General features: G+C 60.1%; 12 protein-coding genes, 4 tRNA genes and 1 pseudogene. 12 read left to right on the forward strand and 5 right to left on the reverse strand.

Annotated features, from left to right (window positions below):
• The first annotated feature begins 10 nt into the window (after window positions 1-10).
• Together V3W27_RS27395 and V3W27_RS27400 are read left to right on the forward strand one after the other, a co-directional pair.
• Window positions 11-1,162 (forward strand): TDT family transporter, encoded by a 1,152-nt coding sequence (locus V3W27_RS27395; RefSeq protein ID WP_330208017.1) that lies wholly within the window; start codon window positions 11-13, stop codon window positions 1,160-1,162.
• Between the two features lie 97 nt (window positions 1,163-1,259).
• The gene (locus V3W27_RS27400; RefSeq protein WP_330208018.1) at window positions 1,260-3,134 is read left to right on the forward strand and encodes an MFS transporter; all 1,875 of its coding nucleotides are present in this window, start codon (window positions 1,260-1,262) and stop codon (window positions 3,132-3,134) included.
• 99 nt (window positions 3,135-3,233) lie between these two features.
• Here the strand turns inward: V3W27_RS27400 and sugE are convergent, their stop codons facing one another.
• The 3 genes from sugE to rdgC all read right to left on the reverse strand — a co-directional run bounded on the left by sugE (window position 3,234) and on the right by rdgC (window position 5,700).
• Window positions 3,234-3,548: a quaternary ammonium compound efflux SMR transporter SugE gene (sugE, locus tag V3W27_RS27405; RefSeq protein WP_003223093.1), complete on the reverse strand. Its 315-nt coding sequence runs from the start codon at window positions 3,546-3,548 to the stop codon at window positions 3,234-3,236.
• Window positions 3,549-3,667: 119 nt separating this feature from the next.
• Window positions 3,668-4,633 (reverse strand): bile acid:sodium symporter family protein, encoded by a 966-nt coding sequence (locus V3W27_RS27410; RefSeq protein ID WP_330208019.1) that lies wholly within the window; start codon window positions 4,631-4,633, stop codon window positions 3,668-3,670.
• Between the two features lie 146 nt (window positions 4,634-4,779).
• Window positions 4,780-5,700 carry a recombination-associated protein RdgC gene (gene rdgC / locus V3W27_RS27415; protein ID WP_003223096.1) on the reverse strand — a complete coding sequence of 307 codons (921 nt, stop codon included), beginning with the start codon at window positions 5,698-5,700 and terminating at the stop codon, window positions 4,780-4,782.
• Window positions 5,701-5,859: 159 nt separating this feature from the next.
• On the opposite strand from rdgC, the gene V3W27_RS27420 reads away from it, so the two are divergent.
• From V3W27_RS27420 to V3W27_RS27435, 4 genes are all read left to right on the forward strand, one after another.
• Window positions 5,860-5,935 (forward strand) — tRNA-Val (locus tag V3W27_RS27420).
• A gap of 19 nt (window positions 5,936-5,954) precedes the next feature.
• Window positions 5,955-6,031, forward strand: a tRNA-Asp gene (locus V3W27_RS27425).
• A gap of 199 nt (window positions 6,032-6,230) precedes the next feature.
• Window positions 6,231-6,306: transfer RNA gene (locus V3W27_RS27430), tRNA-Val, on the forward strand.
• A 19-nt stretch (window positions 6,307-6,325) separates the two neighbouring features.
• Window positions 6,326-6,402, forward strand: a tRNA-Asp gene (locus V3W27_RS27435).
• 219 nt (window positions 6,403-6,621) lie between these two features.
• On the opposite strand, the gene V3W27_RS27440 is transcribed toward V3W27_RS27435, so the two are convergent.
• Window positions 6,622-7,785 carry a catalase family protein gene (locus V3W27_RS27440; protein WP_442962679.1) on the reverse strand — a complete coding sequence of 388 codons (1,164 nt, stop codon included), beginning with the start codon at window positions 7,783-7,785 and terminating at the stop codon, window positions 6,622-6,624.
• Window positions 7,782-9,590, reverse strand: coding sequence for a di-heme-cytochrome C peroxidase (locus V3W27_RS27445; protein WP_330208020.1), 1,809 nt, complete (start codon window positions 9,588-9,590; stop codon window positions 7,782-7,784). The genes V3W27_RS27440 and V3W27_RS27445 overlap by 4 nt, the downstream gene beginning before the upstream one ends.
• A 270-nt stretch (window positions 9,591-9,860) precedes the next feature.
• Between V3W27_RS27445 and V3W27_RS27450 the strand changes: the two genes are divergently transcribed.
• The 6 genes and pseudogenes from V3W27_RS27450 to V3W27_RS27475 all read left to right on the forward strand — a co-directional run.
• The gene (locus V3W27_RS27450) at window positions 9,861-10,577 is read left to right on the forward strand and encodes an FKBP-type peptidyl-prolyl cis-trans isomerase (protein ID WP_007966725.1); all 717 of its coding nucleotides are present in this window, start codon (window positions 9,861-9,863) and stop codon (window positions 10,575-10,577) included.
• Window positions 10,578-10,871: 294 nt separating this feature from the next.
• Entirely contained in the window at window positions 10,872-11,327 is a 456-nt protein-coding gene (locus V3W27_RS27455) for a YkvA family protein (protein ID WP_096797729.1), read from the forward strand.
• 112 nt (window positions 11,328-11,439) lie between these two features.
• On the forward strand, window positions 11,440-11,781 hold the full coding sequence (locus V3W27_RS27460) for a helix-turn-helix domain-containing protein (protein ID WP_330208021.1): 342 nt from the start codon (window positions 11,440-11,442) through the stop codon (window positions 11,779-11,781).
• Window positions 11,778-12,149 carry a hypothetical protein gene (locus V3W27_RS27465; protein WP_003223109.1) on the forward strand — a complete coding sequence of 124 codons (372 nt, stop codon included), beginning with the start codon at window positions 11,778-11,780 and terminating at the stop codon, window positions 12,147-12,149. Before V3W27_RS27460 ends, V3W27_RS27465 begins: the two co-directional genes overlap by 4 nt.
• Window positions 12,150-12,548: a sel1 repeat family protein gene (locus V3W27_RS27470; RefSeq protein WP_330208022.1), complete on the forward strand. Its 399-nt coding sequence runs from the start codon at window positions 12,150-12,152 to the stop codon at window positions 12,546-12,548.
• Window positions 12,549-12,794: 246 nt separating this feature from the next.
• Window positions 12,795-15,881: pseudogene (locus tag V3W27_RS27475) on the forward strand (DUF6531 domain-containing protein); the annotation flags it as partial.

The raw sequence follows: 15,881 nt of genomic DNA on the forward strand, positions 1-15,881 counted from the left end.
GGAGTTCATGATGACTTGCCCCAACATTGCTAAACCCGGCATCAAGCCGTTCAGCCAGCTTCAGCATCCGCGTGAAGTGATCCGTCAATTCACCCCGAACTGGTTCGCCGCGACCATGGGTACCGGCGTGCTGGCCCTGGCGCTGGCGCAACTGCCGGTGGCGATTCCCGGGTTGCACGCGGTGGCCGAAGGTTTGTGGCTGTTCAACATTCTGTTGTTCACCCTGTTTACCTTCGCTTATGCCGCGCGCTGGATTTTATTCTTCGATGAAGCGCGGCGGATCTTCGGCCACTCCACCGTATCGATGTTCTTCGGCACCATTCCCATGGGCCTGGCGACCATCATCAACGGCTTTCTGCTGTTCGGTCTGCCACGCTGGGGCGAGGGTGTGATTCATCTTGCCGAGGTACTGTGGTGGCTCGACGTGGCGATGTCGCTGGCCTGCGGCGTGTTGATCCCCTACATGATGTTTACCCGCCAGGAACACAGCATCGACCAGATGACCGCGGTCTGGCTGTTGCCGGTAGTCGCCGCAGAAGTGGCAGCGGCCAGCGGTGGCTTGCTCGCGCCGCATCTGACTGATGCCCATGCGCAACTGGTGGTGCTGACCACCAGCTACGTGCTCTGGGCATTTTCCCTGCCGGTGGCGTTCAGCATTCTGACCATCCTGCTGCTGCGCATGGCCCTGCATAAACTGCCCCACGAAAACATGGCCGCTTCGAGCTGGCTGGCCCTCGGTCCGATCGGTACCGGTGCGTTGGGTATGTTGCTGCTGGGCGCTGATGCACCGGCGATCTTCGCCGCCAACGGCCTGCCGGGTATCGGTGAAATCGCTGCGGGCGTGGGGCTGATCGCCGGTATCACCCTGTGGGGCTTCGGCTTGTGGTGGATGTTGATGGCGCTGCTGATCACCGCGCGTTACCTGCGTGACGGCATCCCGTTCAACCTCGGCTGGTGGGGTTTTACCTTCCCGCTGGGCGTGTATTCGCTGGCGACCCTCAAGCTCGCCAGCACGCTGAACCTCGGTTTTTTCAGCGTGGTCGGCTGCATGCTGGTGAGCCTGCTGGCGGTGATGTGGCTGATCGTCGGTAAACGCACCGTGCAAGGCGCGTGGCGCGGTGAGCTGTTTGTCTCACCTTGTATTGCAGGGTTGAAGAAATAACCTGAAAAGTTTAGGTAAGGTGTGGCCTGGAACGCCGATCAAGATTCCAATAAGCAGATCCAGGCCATTCTCTACCGACCTCAGGGAAACACGGAAGATGAGTCACCCCTCACAGTTCAACCTGCTTCGCACTCGGCGCTTTCTGCCGTTTTTCATCACGCAGTCGCTGGGCGCGTTCAACGACAACGTGTTCAAGCAATCGCTGATCCTCGCCATTCTGTATCGGCTGACCATCGAAGGTGACCGTTCGATCTGGGTCAACCTGTGCGCGCTGCTGTTTATCCTGCCGTTCTTTCTGTTTTCGGCGCTGGCCGGGCAGTTCGGGGAAAAATTCGCCAAGGACGCGTTGATTCGTCTGATCAAGCTCGCGGAGATCGCGATCATGGCCGTAGGATCGATCAGTTTCCTGTTCGATCACCTGTCGCTGATGCTGGTGGCACTGTTCGCCATGGGCACGCATTCGGCGCTGTTCGGGCCGGTCAAGTATTCGATCCTGCCGCAGGCGTTGCGTGAGGATGAACTGGTTGGCGGCAACGGGCTGGTGGAGATGGGCACGTTTCTGGCGATTCTCGCCGGGACCATCGGCGCCGGGATCATCATGTCCTCGACGCACTACGCGCCGCTGGTTTCGACCGCGATTGTCGGGATTGCGGTGCTCGGTTATCTCGCCAGTCGCAGCATTCCCCGTGCAGCGGCGGCGTCGCCGGAAATGCGTCTGAACTGGAACATCTTCAGCCAGTCCTGGGCCACGCTGAAACTCGGTCTGGGCCAGACGCCTGCGGTGTCGCGTTCGATTGTCGGCAACTCGTGGTTCTGGTTTGTCGGGGCGATTTACCTGACGCAGATCCCGGCCTACGCCAAGGAATGGATGCACGGCGACGAAACCGTGGTGACGCTGATTCTCACGGTGTTTTCAGTAGGCATTGCGCTGGGTTCGATGCTGTGCGAGAAGCTCTCCGGGCGCAAGGTCGAGATCGGTCTGGTGCCGTTCGGCTCGTTCGGTCTGACTGTGTTTGGCCTGCTGCTGTGGTGGCATTCCGGTGGTGTCCCGGAAAGTGTCACCGGCCACAGCTGGATCGAAGTGCTGGGCTTTGCGCATACCTGGGCGGTGCTGGTCGACATTCTCGGCCTCGGTGTTTTTGGCGGTTTCTATATCGTGCCGCTGTACGCGCTGATCCAGTCGCGCACCGCCGAAAACGAGCGGGCGCGGGTGATTGCCGCCAACAACATTCTCAACGCCCTGTTTATGGTGGTCTCGGCGATCGTTTCGATCGTGTTGCTGAGTGTGGTCAAACTGTCGATTCCGCAATTGTTCCTGGTGGTGTCGCTGCTGAACATCGGCGTCAACGCCTACATCTTCAAGATCGTCCCCGAGTTCAGCATGCGTTTCATGATCTGGCTGCTCAGCCATTCCATGTACCGCGTCGAGCACCGCAACCTCGAGGCGATCCCGGACGAGGGCGCGGCCCTGCTGGTGTGCAACCACGTGTCGTTCGTTGATGCGCTGCTGATTGGCGGCGCGGTGCGTCGGCCGATTCGCTTTGTCATGTACTACAAAATCTACAACCTGCCGGTGCTGAACTTTATCTTCCGCACGGCGGGAACAATTCCGATTGCCGGACGCAACGAAGACATCCAGATCTACGAAAAAGCCTTCACCCGGATTGCCCAGTATCTAAAGGACGGTGAGCTGGTGTGCATCTTCCCCGAAGGCAAGTTGACCACCGATGGCGAGATCAACGAGTTCAAGGGCGGGCTGACGCGGATTCTCGAAGAAACCCCGGTGCCGGTGATTCCGCTGGCGTTGCAGGGGTTGTGGGGGAGTTTCTTCAGCCGCGATCCGAACAAGGGGCTGTTCAAGCGGTTGTGGTCGCGGGTGACGTTGGTGGCGGGCTCGGCAGTGGCGGTGGATGCGGCGGAGCCGGCGAAATTACAGGGTTTGGTGGGGGCGTTGCGCGGGGCTGTCAGGTAGTTGTTACCTGATATGACCCCATCGCGAGGAGGCTCACTCCTACATTTGAAGCGCGTACCCCTTGTAGGAGTGAGCCTGCTCGCGATAGAGGCCAGTGGCCTAAGCGCTGACCTTCAGACCAATCAACCCGGTAATGATCAACGCCACACTGGCCAGCCGAATCAACGCCATCGACTCGCCAAACAGAATGATCCCGGCAATCACCGTGCCCACGGCGCCGACCCCGGTCCAAATTGCATAAGCCGTACCCAGCGGCAATTCCTTCATTGCCAGACCCAGCAGGCCAAGGCTGATGGCCATGGCCGCAACGGTCAGGACGGTGGGGAGCGGGCGGGTGAAGCCGTCGGTGTATTTCAGGCCGACGGCCCAGCCGACTTCGAACAGGCCGGCGAAAAACAGAATGATCCAGGACATAAGAGACCTCCATCGATTGACGGGGCCGTCCCCAGATTGATAACTCGATCGAGCCGCAGGGTCGTCCCCGCGTAGCGCAACAGTCTGCCGAGCATTAATCCGGGGATCAAGTTTGCCGGTCAGTCGGCCGGCTGCTGCGCCAGCGCCTCACGGTCTTCTTTCTCGCTCATGCGCCGGAAGTACGTCGAGAGCAACGCCCCGGAAATGTTGTGCCAGACGCTGAACAACGCGCTCGGCACCGCCGCCAGCGGCGAAAAGTGCGCGCTGGCCAAGGCCGCGCCCAACCCCGAGTTCTGCATGCCGACTTCCAGCGCCAGCGACTTGCGCTGCGCCAGTGGCAACTTGAACAGGCGCCCGGTGAAGTAACCCAGCAAGTAGCCGAAGCTGTTGTGCAGCATCACCACGGCCATGATCAGCAGCCCGGATTCGGCAATCTTCGCCTGACTGGCAGCTACTACGGCGGTGACGATGATCACAATGCTGACCACCGACACCAGTGGCAGCACGTCCACCGCGTGGCGCACCCTGTCGCCGAGCACGCGTTGCGCGACCACGCCGAGCACGATCGGCAGCAGCACCACTTGCAGAATCGACCAGAACAATTCCATGAACGAAACCGGCAACCACGCCGAAGCCAGCAGCCAGATCAGCGCCGGGGTCAGCAACGGAGCGAGGAGGGTGGTGACGGCGGCAATCGCCACCGACAGCGCCAGATCGCCGCGGGCCAGCCAGGTCATGACGTTGGAAGAGGTGCCGCTTGGGCAGCAGCCGACCAGAATCACTCCGACCGCGATTTCCGGTGGCAGATGGAAGATCTGGCAGAGCAACCACGCCACGCCGGGCATGATCACGAAATGTGCGACCACGCCCAACGCCACACGCCACGGATGGCGGGCGACGGCAGCGAAGTCATCGAGTTTGAGGGTCAGGCCCATGCCGAACATCACCAGCCCCAGCAGCGGCACGATTGCGCCTTTGAGGTCGAGGAACCACGCCGGTTTCAGGAACGCGATCACCGCGAAAATCAGAACCCAGTAAGCGAAGGTATTGCCGACAAAGCGGCTCAGTGCAGCCAGTGCGCGCATGGCCCGATCCTTATTATTAGTTACACCACAAAACCAATTGTGGGAGCGGGCTTGCTCGCGAAAGCGGCGGGTCAGTCAGGTTAATGTTGAATGACACACCGCTTTCGCGAGCAAGCCCGCTCCCACATTGGGATTTCACAAGGGTTTTAGATCCCCTGCGGAGTCTCTTCACCGCCCAACGCTTCCACCAGTGCCGGCAGGAAGTCGCCGAAGGTCAGCATCATCAGGGTGAAGCTGGCGTCCAGTTGGCCCAGCGCTTCGTCGCCGCCGTCCTGTTCCGCCTGATCCTGCAGCAGGTCTTCGAACTTCAGGCGTTTGACGGTCATCTTGTCGTCGAGCATGAACGACAGTTTGTCCTGCCAGGCCAGCGACAATTGGGTGACTACTTTGCCGGTGCTCAGGTGCAGCTGGATTTCTTCGCTGGTCAGATCCTGACGCTTGCAACGCACGATGCCGCCGTCTTCGTGGGTGTCGCGCAGCTCGCACTCGTCCAGAACGAAGAAGTCCGGGGCGGCTTGCTGGGTGGTGACCCATTCGGTCATCACGGCGGTCGGCGCGGTTTTCACGGTCAGCGGACGCACGGGCAGGGTGCCGAGCACTTCACGCATTGTGGAAAGCAGGTCTTCGGCACGTTTCGGGCTGGCCGAGTTGACCAGAATCAGACCCTGTTTCGGCGCGATGGCGGCGAAGGTCGACGAGCGACGGATAAAGGCGCGCGGCAGGAACGCCTGGATGATTTCATCCTTGATCTGATCGCGTTCCTTCTTATAGACCTTGCGCATCTGCTCGGCTTCGATCTCTTCGACCTTTTCCTTTACCGCGTCGCGCACGACGCTGCCCGGCAGAATGCGTTCTTCTTTACGCGCAGCGATCAGCAGGAAGTCACCGCTGACATGCACCAGTGGCGCATCTTCGCCTTTGCCGAACGGCGCGACGAAACCGTAGGTGGTCAACTCCTGGCTTGCACATGGACGCGCCAGTTTGGTGGCCAGTGCAGTTTCCAGCGCCTCGGCATCGACAGGCAGGTCTTGGGTCAGGCGATAGATAAGCAGGTTTTTGAACCACATGGGGTGAGTCTCTCCTTTATACAAAGGGGGGCATTATTGTCTTCGCCGGGTCATAGGCCAACCCTTCTCTAAGCCTTTGGAAGGCCTGAGAAAATTAATTAAAAAAGTGCTTGCCAGAGGTTGGGTCGCTCCGTAGAATGCGCGCCACACCGAAGCGAAGGGTGATTAGCTCAGCTGGGAGAGCGTCTGCCTTACAAGCAGAATGTCGGCGGTTCGATCCCGTCATCACCCACCATTCGTTTCAAGTGTTTAGCGCAGCGGTAGTTCAGTCGGTTAGAATACCGGCCTGTCACGCCGGGGGTCGCGGGTTCGAGTCCCGTCCGCTGCGCCATATTCGGTAACCTGGACCACTGAACGCCAGGTCACCACGGAAAAACCCGCTAAAGCGGGTTTTTTTCTGTCTCAAATTTGTACCTTGTTCCATCGGGTTTGTGTCGTTTCACCGGTTTTCGGATTTTTTTGAAAAAAACTTCAATTAAATCAACACATTACGAAAACTTGTGGCATAATGCGCCCCGTAACGAAGCGAAGGGTGATTAGCTCAGCTGGGAGAGCGTCTGCCTTACAAGCAGAATGTCGGCGGTTCGATCCCGTCATCACCCACCATTCGTTTCAAGCGTTTCGCGCAGCGGTAGTTCAGTCGGTTAGAATACCGGCCTGTCACGCCGGGGGTCGCGGGTTCGAGTCCCGTCCGCTGCGCCATATTCGGTCACCTGGACCCACTGAACGCCAGGTCACCACAGAAAGCCCGCCAAGTGCGGGCTTTTTGCTGTCTGCGATTTGAGCATTTCTGCAATGCCTGTGTGGCGAGGGGATTTATCCCCGATGGCCTGCGCAGCAGGCCCAAAATCTTGAAGCTGGGGCTGCTTCGCATCCCATCGGGGATAAATCCCCTCACCACAAATCATCTCCTCGTCATCTCTATTCGGCATTGCGACTGTGCCGATAATCGCTCACCGCCTCATACACCGCTTTGCGCAAGCGGTTGATCCCGCCAATTGGCCGATGCGCCTCGATACCAAACCACGGGTTGAACGACAGGTTGTCACACGCCAGATTCAACGCCGGTGTGTCGAAGTCCTGCGCAGGCAGAGTGATTCGCGCCACACTTTCGAACGGTGAATCCTGTTCGCGCCATTCGATGCTGGTGTCCTCGATCGGCATGTACTTGTTCGCGTCCTGGCGCTGAATCTGCAGTACAAAACACGCTGGCACCCGATCCGTCGACAGTTGCTGGTTCAAGGCGCTGCGCAGGAAATTCGGCAGGTCGTGGTTTTGCGGGAGCAGGGCATACGCCGGGCAATTGTCCGGATCCGGCGCGACACGGAACTTCGCATTTGCCTCCCCGAATTTGTAGGGCGATACCGAAAAGTACGTGGTCGCCGTCGGGCTGTTCGGTGGCGGCGCCAGGGTCGCCAAGGCGATGAACAGGTGGCGGATCTGCCAGTTGCGCGGATCCCAGCCAGGAAAGAACGCCATGATCTTTTTGCCGTCAGCCTGAGCCGCCACATTCTGACGATACTCGGCGACATCGCTGACAAAGAAGTTCGGGTGGCTGAACATCACGAAGTCTTGCTCGTGGCGCTGCTGACGGTCGCCGAGCAATGGTTTGCCGGGCACATCGAGCAGCTTGATTGCCATGCCCCGGGCATCGCGGATGCTGTCGAACTGCGGGTAGGCGTTGCCATTGGAAAGGCGAATCATCGCCTGCCAGGTTTTGCCCGGCTCACTGAATACGCCTTGGCGCAACGCAGGTGTCAGTTCCGGCAGCACCGTCACTTCGGCTTTCACGCAACCATGGGCCTTGGCATGCGCGTCGCGCAGATAACGCGTGCTTTCGCGATGTTGATCGACGATGCGTACGGCGGTCTGGAACACGTCCTGGGTCATCGCTGCTTCACCGGCGGGAACCTGTTCCTGCGCTGACACCGGACCTCTGTGTTGCCAGGCGAACCACGCGCTGGCGATGGCCCAGCCCAGCAGGCCGATAATCAGCAATGTCAGTAGGGCTTTGCCCAGCAGGCGCCCCAGCCATAACCAGACGCGGGCGAACATCGACGGTCTTTTGTACGGGTTGATCATCATGGCAATTGCGCCTCCAACGGTCCGCCCAGTACTTTCAGGTACTCCAGCAAGGCCCAGCGTTCTTCTGGTTGCAGCAGTCGGCCGATGACCCCATTACCACGCTCGCCGGCGCGGAATTCATGACCGCTGTTGTGGTTGCCGCTAATCCGCGTGTCGAACAGAAAGCCATTAGTAAAGGCTTCGGTGCGATACCCCAGATGGCGCGGGTCATATTCGAACGAACCTTTATAGAACGTCGTGGCGCGCTCATCCTGCGGTGACAGCAGTTGATAAAGGCTCGGTACTGAACCGTTGTGCAGAAACGGCGCAGTGGCCCAAACCCCGGCCAATGGTCTGGCCTTGTAAGCGACTTTTTCGCGCACGCCGATCGGCAGACCGAAGCCATCAAGTTTTGGCTTTTCCTGAGGGGTGACACCAGCCTCGCGATAAGCGCGGTTTTCGACGAATGCGGTGACGTAAGCCAGGCCCTTGGCCACCGATAGCTGGCTCAGATCCAATGGCTCTTTGGGCGTTGGATGCAGCTTCACATCCATCTGCTCAAGCTCCTTCAGATCCCATTGCAGCGGCGTCAGGTCGAAACGGTGGTTGGCAATGTTGGTCGCCGCATTCGGATCGGTGCCGATCACCTCCACCGGCAGCATGTGCAAATGCTGCACCCAGCGCTCGCCCTCCTGGGTCTTGCGCGGCACGTGGCAACCGGCGCAGTTCTCCTCAAATAGAGCGCGGCCCTCGGCGGCCAGCGGTTTGTCGATGGCGCCCAGGACACCCTCCGGCCAGGCCGGCGGTTGCAGGCGTTGCAGGGTTTCTTCGATTTGGTGCAGATCGCGCACGCGCACACTCGAGGCATAACGCGCATCGCCCTGCAGCGGCTGGCCGTTGTTGTCGAAGAAATTCAGCGTGGCGCCGACCCCCAGTGCCTCACCGATATTGCGCGCCATCGGTTGCTGCGCCGAGCCGTTCCACTGCACCCAGTCGAACGTCCACATGTCCCACAGTTGCGGGTAGTCCACCGGTGCGTTGGCCACGCGGTAGTTAGCGGGGGAGATCGCGTCGCCGAAGGTGGCGTTGGCGATGCGGCCGAATGCGTCGGTGCGGCCCGGGCCTTCTTCGGTCGGGTAGAGGCCGCGATGCGTGTCGTTCCAGGCGACTTTGAGGAAGGTGTTCAGCGATTGCTTGAAGTCTTTGCGCAGTTGCTCCTGGCGTGTCTCGTAGTCATCGCCCAGAACATTTCTGGCGAAGCGTTCGAATTTCCATGGGTTGTAGTAAGTCGAGGCCAGACTCGCGACCAAGGCTTGTCCGAAACTGCCACCGCGCAATGTAGGAACGCTGGAAGGCAAGACATGCTGCGCCGAACCACCGTCAATTCGCACGGCCTGGCCCTTGAAGCGCAATTCGCCAGTGTGGCAAGCAGCGCAGGTGATATCGAGATATTGCTCGCTGCCACCGGGATTCGCGTGGCGGGCGAAGCCGACCGGCAGATTGCCGGGGTTGTTCGACGTGGCTTTCTGCTGTGGATCAACCAGAAAACCGAAGCGTGCGAGGTATTCCGGGGACGCGAAACGCTGCTGAGAGAAGGGCAGTTCCAGCGCCTCGAACCATTCATAGCGCAGGCCTTTGACCTGTGTGCCCTGCGGCGTGAAGTAGTAGGTCTGGCGTTCCTCCTCGCTCCACTGCTGCAGGTAATGCACCTGTTGGGCGGGGGTATAGAAGGGCAGTTTCGGGTTGGCGACGTAGTACAGAATCACTGCCAGAGCCAGGCCCAGCAGCACAATGATCAGTGCCAGCACACGGTATAAGAGGCGCAAGATAAACATCCTTGTCGAGTTGTTGCCTTGTTATGCCTCAGCTGTTGCAGGTGCGGCAAGTGGCCATTACGCCAACTGTCGTAGGAAGTCTCATCATCCCTTGTCAGCTCCAGATGACAGAAGCTTCATCGTCCCTTGGCCTGAATGCGTTTTAATCCCTGAACTTATCGGACATTTCCTGCTCTCATGCCGGTAGCCATTGGTCGTGGCGGCCTGATAAGCTCGCGGCTTTACTCGATTGCCCTTTCGGCGCATGAACAAGGAAATAGCATGAAACAGCATCGGTTGGCGGCGGCGGTAGCCCTGGTTAGCCTGGTCCTCGCGGGTTGTGATTCGCAGACCAGCGTAGAGCTGAAAACCCCGGCGCAAAAAGCTTCCTACGGTATCGGCCTGAACATGGGCAAGAGCCTTGCTCAGGAAGGCATGGATGATCTGGACTCCAAAGCGGTAGCCCAGGGCATCGAAGATGCCGTCGGCAAGAAAGAACAGAAGCTGAAAGACGAAGAACTGGTCGAAGCCTTCGCCGCGCTGCAAAAGCGTGCTGAAGAGCGCATGGCCAAGATGAGCGAAGAGTCGGCAGCCGCTGGCAAGAAATTCCTCGAAGAAAACGGCAAAAAGCCTGGTGTCACCACCACCGCGTCCGGTCTGCAGTACGAAGTGGTCAAGAAAGCCGACGGCCCACAGCCTAAGCCTACCGACGTCGTGACTGTTCACTACACCGGCAAGCTGACCAACGGCACCGTGTTCGACAGCTCTGTTGAACGTGGCAGCCCGATTGATCTGCCGGTCAGCGGCGTGATCCCGGGTTGGGTTGAAGGTCTGCAACTGATGCACGTTGGCGAGAAGTACAAACTGTACATTCCTAGCGATCTGGCTTACGGCGCGCAATCGCCAAGCCCGGCAATCCCGGCCAACTCGGTTCTGGTCTTCGACCTGGAACTGCTGGCCATCAAGGATCCTGCCAAAGAAGACGCCGCCGCCAAGTAATCGGCTGTAGCTTCGAAGACAACGCCTCGCATATGCGGGGCGTTGTTGCATCTGGACGATGCTGGCGGTAAACAGAGCGAACGGATGGCGCTTACAGCAGTCCTAGAGATTGAGGCTGCCAGCGCTAGACGCCCTGAGCCGCCAAGTCAATGAAATATTGGGGTTTTTTATGTGAGTAAAAAACGCCCGATCTGAGCGCGGCCCTTATAAAACGGGGCTTTCAGCGCTGAAATGCAGCTCTGTTCACAAGGTTATCCACAATTTGTGTGGATAACATTTCAGCGGGAGAAATAGATGAAAGCGCCGTGGAATTTCGCCCGATTTCTGCCCCTCGCCGGTCGATTGCTGGCGCGTGGGCGTCTGCCGACCCTGTTGTTCGCGGTGGCGAGCAAAGGAGCGGCGCAAGGCAATCGCCTTGGCAAACTCAAGGAAGATCTGCGTTTGCTCCAGGCACTGTGTCTTGCATACTGGCGTGGCGAATACCGAGCGATCAGCCCGAAAGCCATCGTCTCGGTGGTGGCGGGCCTGATGTACTTCCTCAGCCCGGTGGATGCGATTCCGGATTTCATTCCGGTGTTCGGTATGCTCGATGACATCGCCGTTCTGGCCTGGCTGATGAAAACCCTCGACGATGAGCTCAATGCTTTTCGGCTCTGGCGCAACCGCCAGCAGCCGGAAAAACTCGCGGTGGTCGAGCGCCTGCCTGATACCCCCGAGCTACTTCAGCTTCAGGGCCCGAAAAAGCCCTGATTCACCCCGCCTGCAGACAGATAGATACCCCCCGCGACCTTGGCCGCTGTTAGGATTACACTTCTAGGGAAAAGTGCCGACTCGCTAAGTGTTGTTGTCCTACGGGGTAGTCATGGATATTCAGATAATTGCACGCGATGGCGAACCCGAATATGCGGTTCTGCCATGGGTTCAGTATCAGGCTCTACTGAAAGCAGCAGGCATCAACGAAACACCGCAGCAGCAGGCGCTAGCGCCGGCCGCCGCAACGCCAGACCCGATTCTTCCAGGTCTGGATCAACTACGCAGTTTGCGCGAAGGGAAGGGCATCGCCATCGAGGCGCTGGCCCGCACGGTAGGCATCAGCCCGTCTTATCTGGCCATGATCGAAAGCGGCGAGCGTCAACCTGACGCCGCGATTCGTCGCAGCCTGGCCTGGGAACTGACGGTGCCGGGTTGGAGGGATGAATCGTGAGCGTACGCATCAGTCGTCAACATTGGGACGGATTGCTCGGGGAGCTGGATCAAGCGCGCAGGCAGCGCCATCTGTTGACCTATCGAGCCTTGCTCGAACGTTTGCAACTGCCGACGCCGGCGATGCAGACGCTGACCGCGGCACTTGAGCATCTGGCCGCGCTGGACGCCAAGGCTGAACAGCCGTTGCGCAGTTCGCTGGTGATCAGCCAGGGTGCCAGCCGTTTGCCACGTACCGGTTTTTTTGAATGTGTCGAGCGCCTGGGACGCTTCTCCGGGCCCTCCGATGGCGTCGCGGCTGCCTCCTGGCATGCGTCGGAAGTGGTCAGGGTGTTCGAATACGAGTACCCGGAATCGGCGGAGGCCTGAGTGTTCTTACGACTCAAGGCGTCGGCCAGTTACTGGTTGGCCCGCAGGCTGTTTCACTGGTCGTGGTTTGTCCGCCAGCCCAGGGGCTGGCGCTGGCTCGAAGGGCAGTTTGCGCGCATGGCCAATCTTGGCGATGTCGGCGCGCAAAGCTTTTATGGGCACATTCTGACGTTTCGCGGGGTTGGCCTGGGTGCCCGCGAAGAGGGTGTGCGGCTGTTGCGTCTGGCGGCGCTTGCCGGTGATGGCAAAGCGGCTTATCAGGTCGGCGTGATCAGCTTGGCCGGTACGCCGAGCAACGCGCCGGATCCGGCCGAAGCGGCACGCTGGTGGACGCTGGCCGCCAAGGCCGGCCACCCGTTGGCCGAGCTCAAACTCAAAGAGTTGAGCGCTCGGGATTAAACCCGGTAAATCATTTTGTTTCGCTCGATAAACGTGGCGTGAGGGAAACCTCACGCCACGTTTGCGTTTATCGCTATACGTTTTGTAGTAATCAGCCTTTTGCAGATTAGTCCTACAGCAAACACCTACTCGCCTGACTTCTTTCCTGATTGATCCCCCGCAAAGTCCCCGCGCCTAATTTTTGCGCGAGGGAACGCTCATGTTTGACCCGGTTTTTCATTCCACCCCGCATCGTCGCGTGCGCTGATGGAAGCCGTCAGCCGTATCGAGCAGGAACTCGACAGCTTCCCCGACTCCCTCAGCCTCTATCGCCAGCAGCTTGAGCATTGGTTCAGCAAAGCGGTCGACTAGGTCAGCCACGCGGCGGACCTGCCGTCGCTGATGGGCATGGAGCGGGTTATCCGCTTTGGTGATCGCCTCACCGCGGTCAGCACGGGCGACAGTGAGTTTGCCACCGGCGTCGTGCAGTGCCCGAAAAGCGGGGTGCTGGCGATCGAGAGCAAATTCGAGTCGGTGTACGACATTCCGTTGGGCGACATCGTGGTGGATGTGGTCGCGGTGGATGATGGCCAAACCTCCCCCGTCGCACTTGATGCGCAAGGCCGGGGAACATTCGCCGGTACGCCAGGCAAGTTCTATCGCGTGCAGGTGCACAGCGACGTTACCCCGGAGCAGATCGAGGCGCTGTTCCAGTCCTACGACGGCTTGACCGGCGAGCTGGATGGCTGGTTGCGCAGCGAGTGGCAGGGGTTCAAGCCGCAGTGGTCGCAGTCGGTGGCGACTGCGGCGGGCAACGGCATGCTCGCCGGGAGCTGGGCGGCGATCGAGGGGGTATGGGACAGCATCGGCATGCTGTCGGAGATTCTCAAGGATCCAGGCGCATTTGCCGAGCGGCTGGGAAGCGGCGCGGCTGATCTGATCCGCCTCGCAGAATCAGCTCCGGATGTCATGCAAAAGCTGCAGTTGCTGGTCAGCGATGAAGCGGCGCTGTGTTTGCTGTTGCGTGCGGCGAGTCTCTGGCTGGAGATGCTGCCGCCCAGCCAGATCGCCGGCAAAACCGCTGAAACGGCGTCGATGATGATCGTGCAGGTGCTGATCGATGTGCTGATCGGCGTTGTGTTGACATTCGTCGGGGCTGGCGCCGGGATCGCTTATCTGACGCTACGCCTGGCGGATCGCGCCGCCCAGTTGCTCTCGGTTGTGAAACGCCTGGTCAAGGCGATGTTCGGCATCGTCAACACGTTCATTCATTACGTTGACCAATACAAAACTGTCGCAGCGCGGGGCATTGCCGCCGGAGTGAAAAAGGGCCGCATGCAACTGCGCTGGGATGCGAAACGCAATGCCGCCCTGCAGAAAAACGAGCATCACGATAACGCTCCCGATCAAGCGCAAAACCCCAACGGCGACAGCGCCGACTGCGCGCCGCTGACCTGCACCAACGGCTGTCCGGTGTCGATGGTCACCGGTGAAGAACTGCTGACCCTGACCGACGGCACGCTCGATGGGGTGTTGCCGTTCGAGTTCACCCGGTTGTACCGCACCAGCGCGGTGGAAATCGATGTCGGGCTGGGGTTTGGCTGGAGCCATTCGCTGGCGCATCGGCTGGAGTTTGATGGCGAGGCGGTGGTCTGGGTCGATCACGAGAACCGCCGCACGCGGTTTCCGTTGCCCAGCGTTGAGCGGCCGGCGATTCACAACAGTCTGTCGCGGGCGGCGATTTTTCTCGGCGATGAGCCGGAGGAACTGATCCTCGCGCTGGCGGGGGATGCGGCGCGGTTTTATCACTTTCGTGCCGGGCGGTTGGTGGCGGTCAGTGATGCGTATGGCAATCGGCTGACCGTTTCTCGCGATCAGCAGCAGCGGATTTTCCGCTTGGACAATGGCGCCGGGCGCTCGCTGTTATTGCGCTATGACCGGGCGCATCTGGTCGCGGTTGATTACCAGGTGCTTGAGGTTGATGGCTGGCGCACCGAGCAAACGCTGGTCAGTTATTGCTACGACGCCCGTCAGCGGTTGTTGGCTGCGACCAACGCGGTCGGTGACAGCGAGCGTTACGACTACGACGATCAGCACGTCATCCTGCAGCGGCAGCTGACCGGTGGCGCGAGCTTTTTCTGGGAATGGGAACGCTCGGGCAAGTCGGCGCGTTGCGTGCGCCACTGGGCGTCGTTCGCGCAGATGGACACCCGTTACGTCTGGGCCGATGACGGCAGCGTCGCGGTGCACTACGTCGATGGCAGCGAAAAAACCTACGTCCACGACGACAGCGCACGGCTGGTGCGCAAGGTCGAGGCCGATGGCGGTGAGCACCTCAAGGTTTATGACGATCAGGGCCGGCTGATCGCCGAGCAGGATCCGCTGGGCGCGGTCACCGAATACCGCTACGACGACGTCGGACGGCTGATCGCGCTGCTTCCGCCGGACGATGAGCCAACGTCCTACGAGTACCGCAACGGTTTCCTGCACAGCCGTTCTCGCGGCGAGGCAGTGTGGACGTTTCGGCGCAACGCCGAGGGCGATGTCACCGAGGCGGTCGATCCCGACGGTCAGGTCACCCATTACTACTACGACACGCGCGGGCAGTTGCTGTCGATCCGCTACCCGGACACCAGCCGGCACAAGTTGTCGTGGAACGACCTCGGGCAACTGATCGAGGAAACCCTGCCCGACGGTGGTGTGCGGCGCTTTTCCTACGATGCGCTGGGGCGACGGACGACCACTTGCGACGAACACGGCGCGATCACCCGCCAGCAGTGGGATGCGGTTGGCCGACTAATTCAGACGACCTTTCCTACGGGCGCTACCCGTGCCTACAGCTATGGCGCTTACGGCCAGGTCACTGCCGAGCGCGACGAACTCGGGCACATCACCCGCTACGAGTATGACGACGACCTGCACCTCGTCTCGCGCAAGATCAATCCCGACGGCACGCGGGTGCAGTACCGCTACGACCATGCGCAATTGCTGCTCACGGAAATCGAGAACGAGTCCGGGGAAAAGTACCGCCTGGACTACACGCCAACCGGATTGATCCGACAGGAAACCGGCTTCGACGGCCGGCGCACCGCCTACGCCTACGACCGCAACGGGCACCTGCTGGAGAAGACCGAGTTCGGTGATGACGGCTCGACGCTGGTCACCACCTATGCGCGTGATGCGGCCGGGCGTCTGCTGCTGAAAACCCTGCCCGACGGGGTTGAGGTGGCTTACACCTATGACCGCCTGGGCCGTTTGACCGGGGTCGATGACGGCCAGCAACATCCGCTGGCCTTTGAATACGACCGGCAGGATCGGCTGATCACCGAGCATCAGGGCTGGGGCACCCTGCGC

It is taken from the genome of Pseudomonas sp. AM14(2022) (assembly GCF_036346455.1).
Classification (GTDB): domain Bacteria; phylum Pseudomonadota; class Gammaproteobacteria; order Pseudomonadales; family Pseudomonadaceae; genus Aquipseudomonas; species Aquipseudomonas putida_A.

Bases quoted from the DNA above. Each gene is read 5' to 3' on its own strand.
- V3W27_RS27395 (WP_330208017.1), top strand. From the start codon at position 11: ATGACTTGCCCCAACATTGCTAAACCCGGCATCAAGCCGTTCAGCCAG.
- V3W27_RS27400 (WP_330208018.1), top strand. From the start codon at position 1,260: ATGAGTCACCCCTCACAGTTCAACCTGCTTCGCACTCGGCGCTTTCTG.
- sugE (WP_003223093.1), bottom strand. From the start codon at position 3,548: ATGTCCTGGATCATTCTGTTTTTCGCCGGCCTGTTCGAAGTCGGCTGG.
- V3W27_RS27410 (WP_330208019.1), bottom strand. From the start codon at position 4,633: ATGCGCGCACTGGCTGCACTGAGCCGCTTTGTCGGCAATACCTTCGCT.
- rdgC (WP_003223096.1), bottom strand. From the start codon at position 5,700: ATGTGGTTCAAAAACCTGCTTATCTATCGCCTGACCCAAGACCTGCCT.
- V3W27_RS27440 (WP_442962679.1), bottom strand. From the start codon at position 7,785: ATGATGATCAACCCGTACAAAAGACCGTCGATGTTCGCCCGCGTCTGG.
- V3W27_RS27450 (WP_007966725.1), top strand. From the start codon at position 9,861: ATGAAACAGCATCGGTTGGCGGCGGCGGTAGCCCTGGTTAGCCTGGTC.
- V3W27_RS27455 (WP_096797729.1), top strand. From the start codon at position 10,872: ATGAAAGCGCCGTGGAATTTCGCCCGATTTCTGCCCCTCGCCGGTCGA.
- V3W27_RS27460 (WP_330208021.1), top strand. From the start codon at position 11,440: ATGGATATTCAGATAATTGCACGCGATGGCGAACCCGAATATGCGGTT.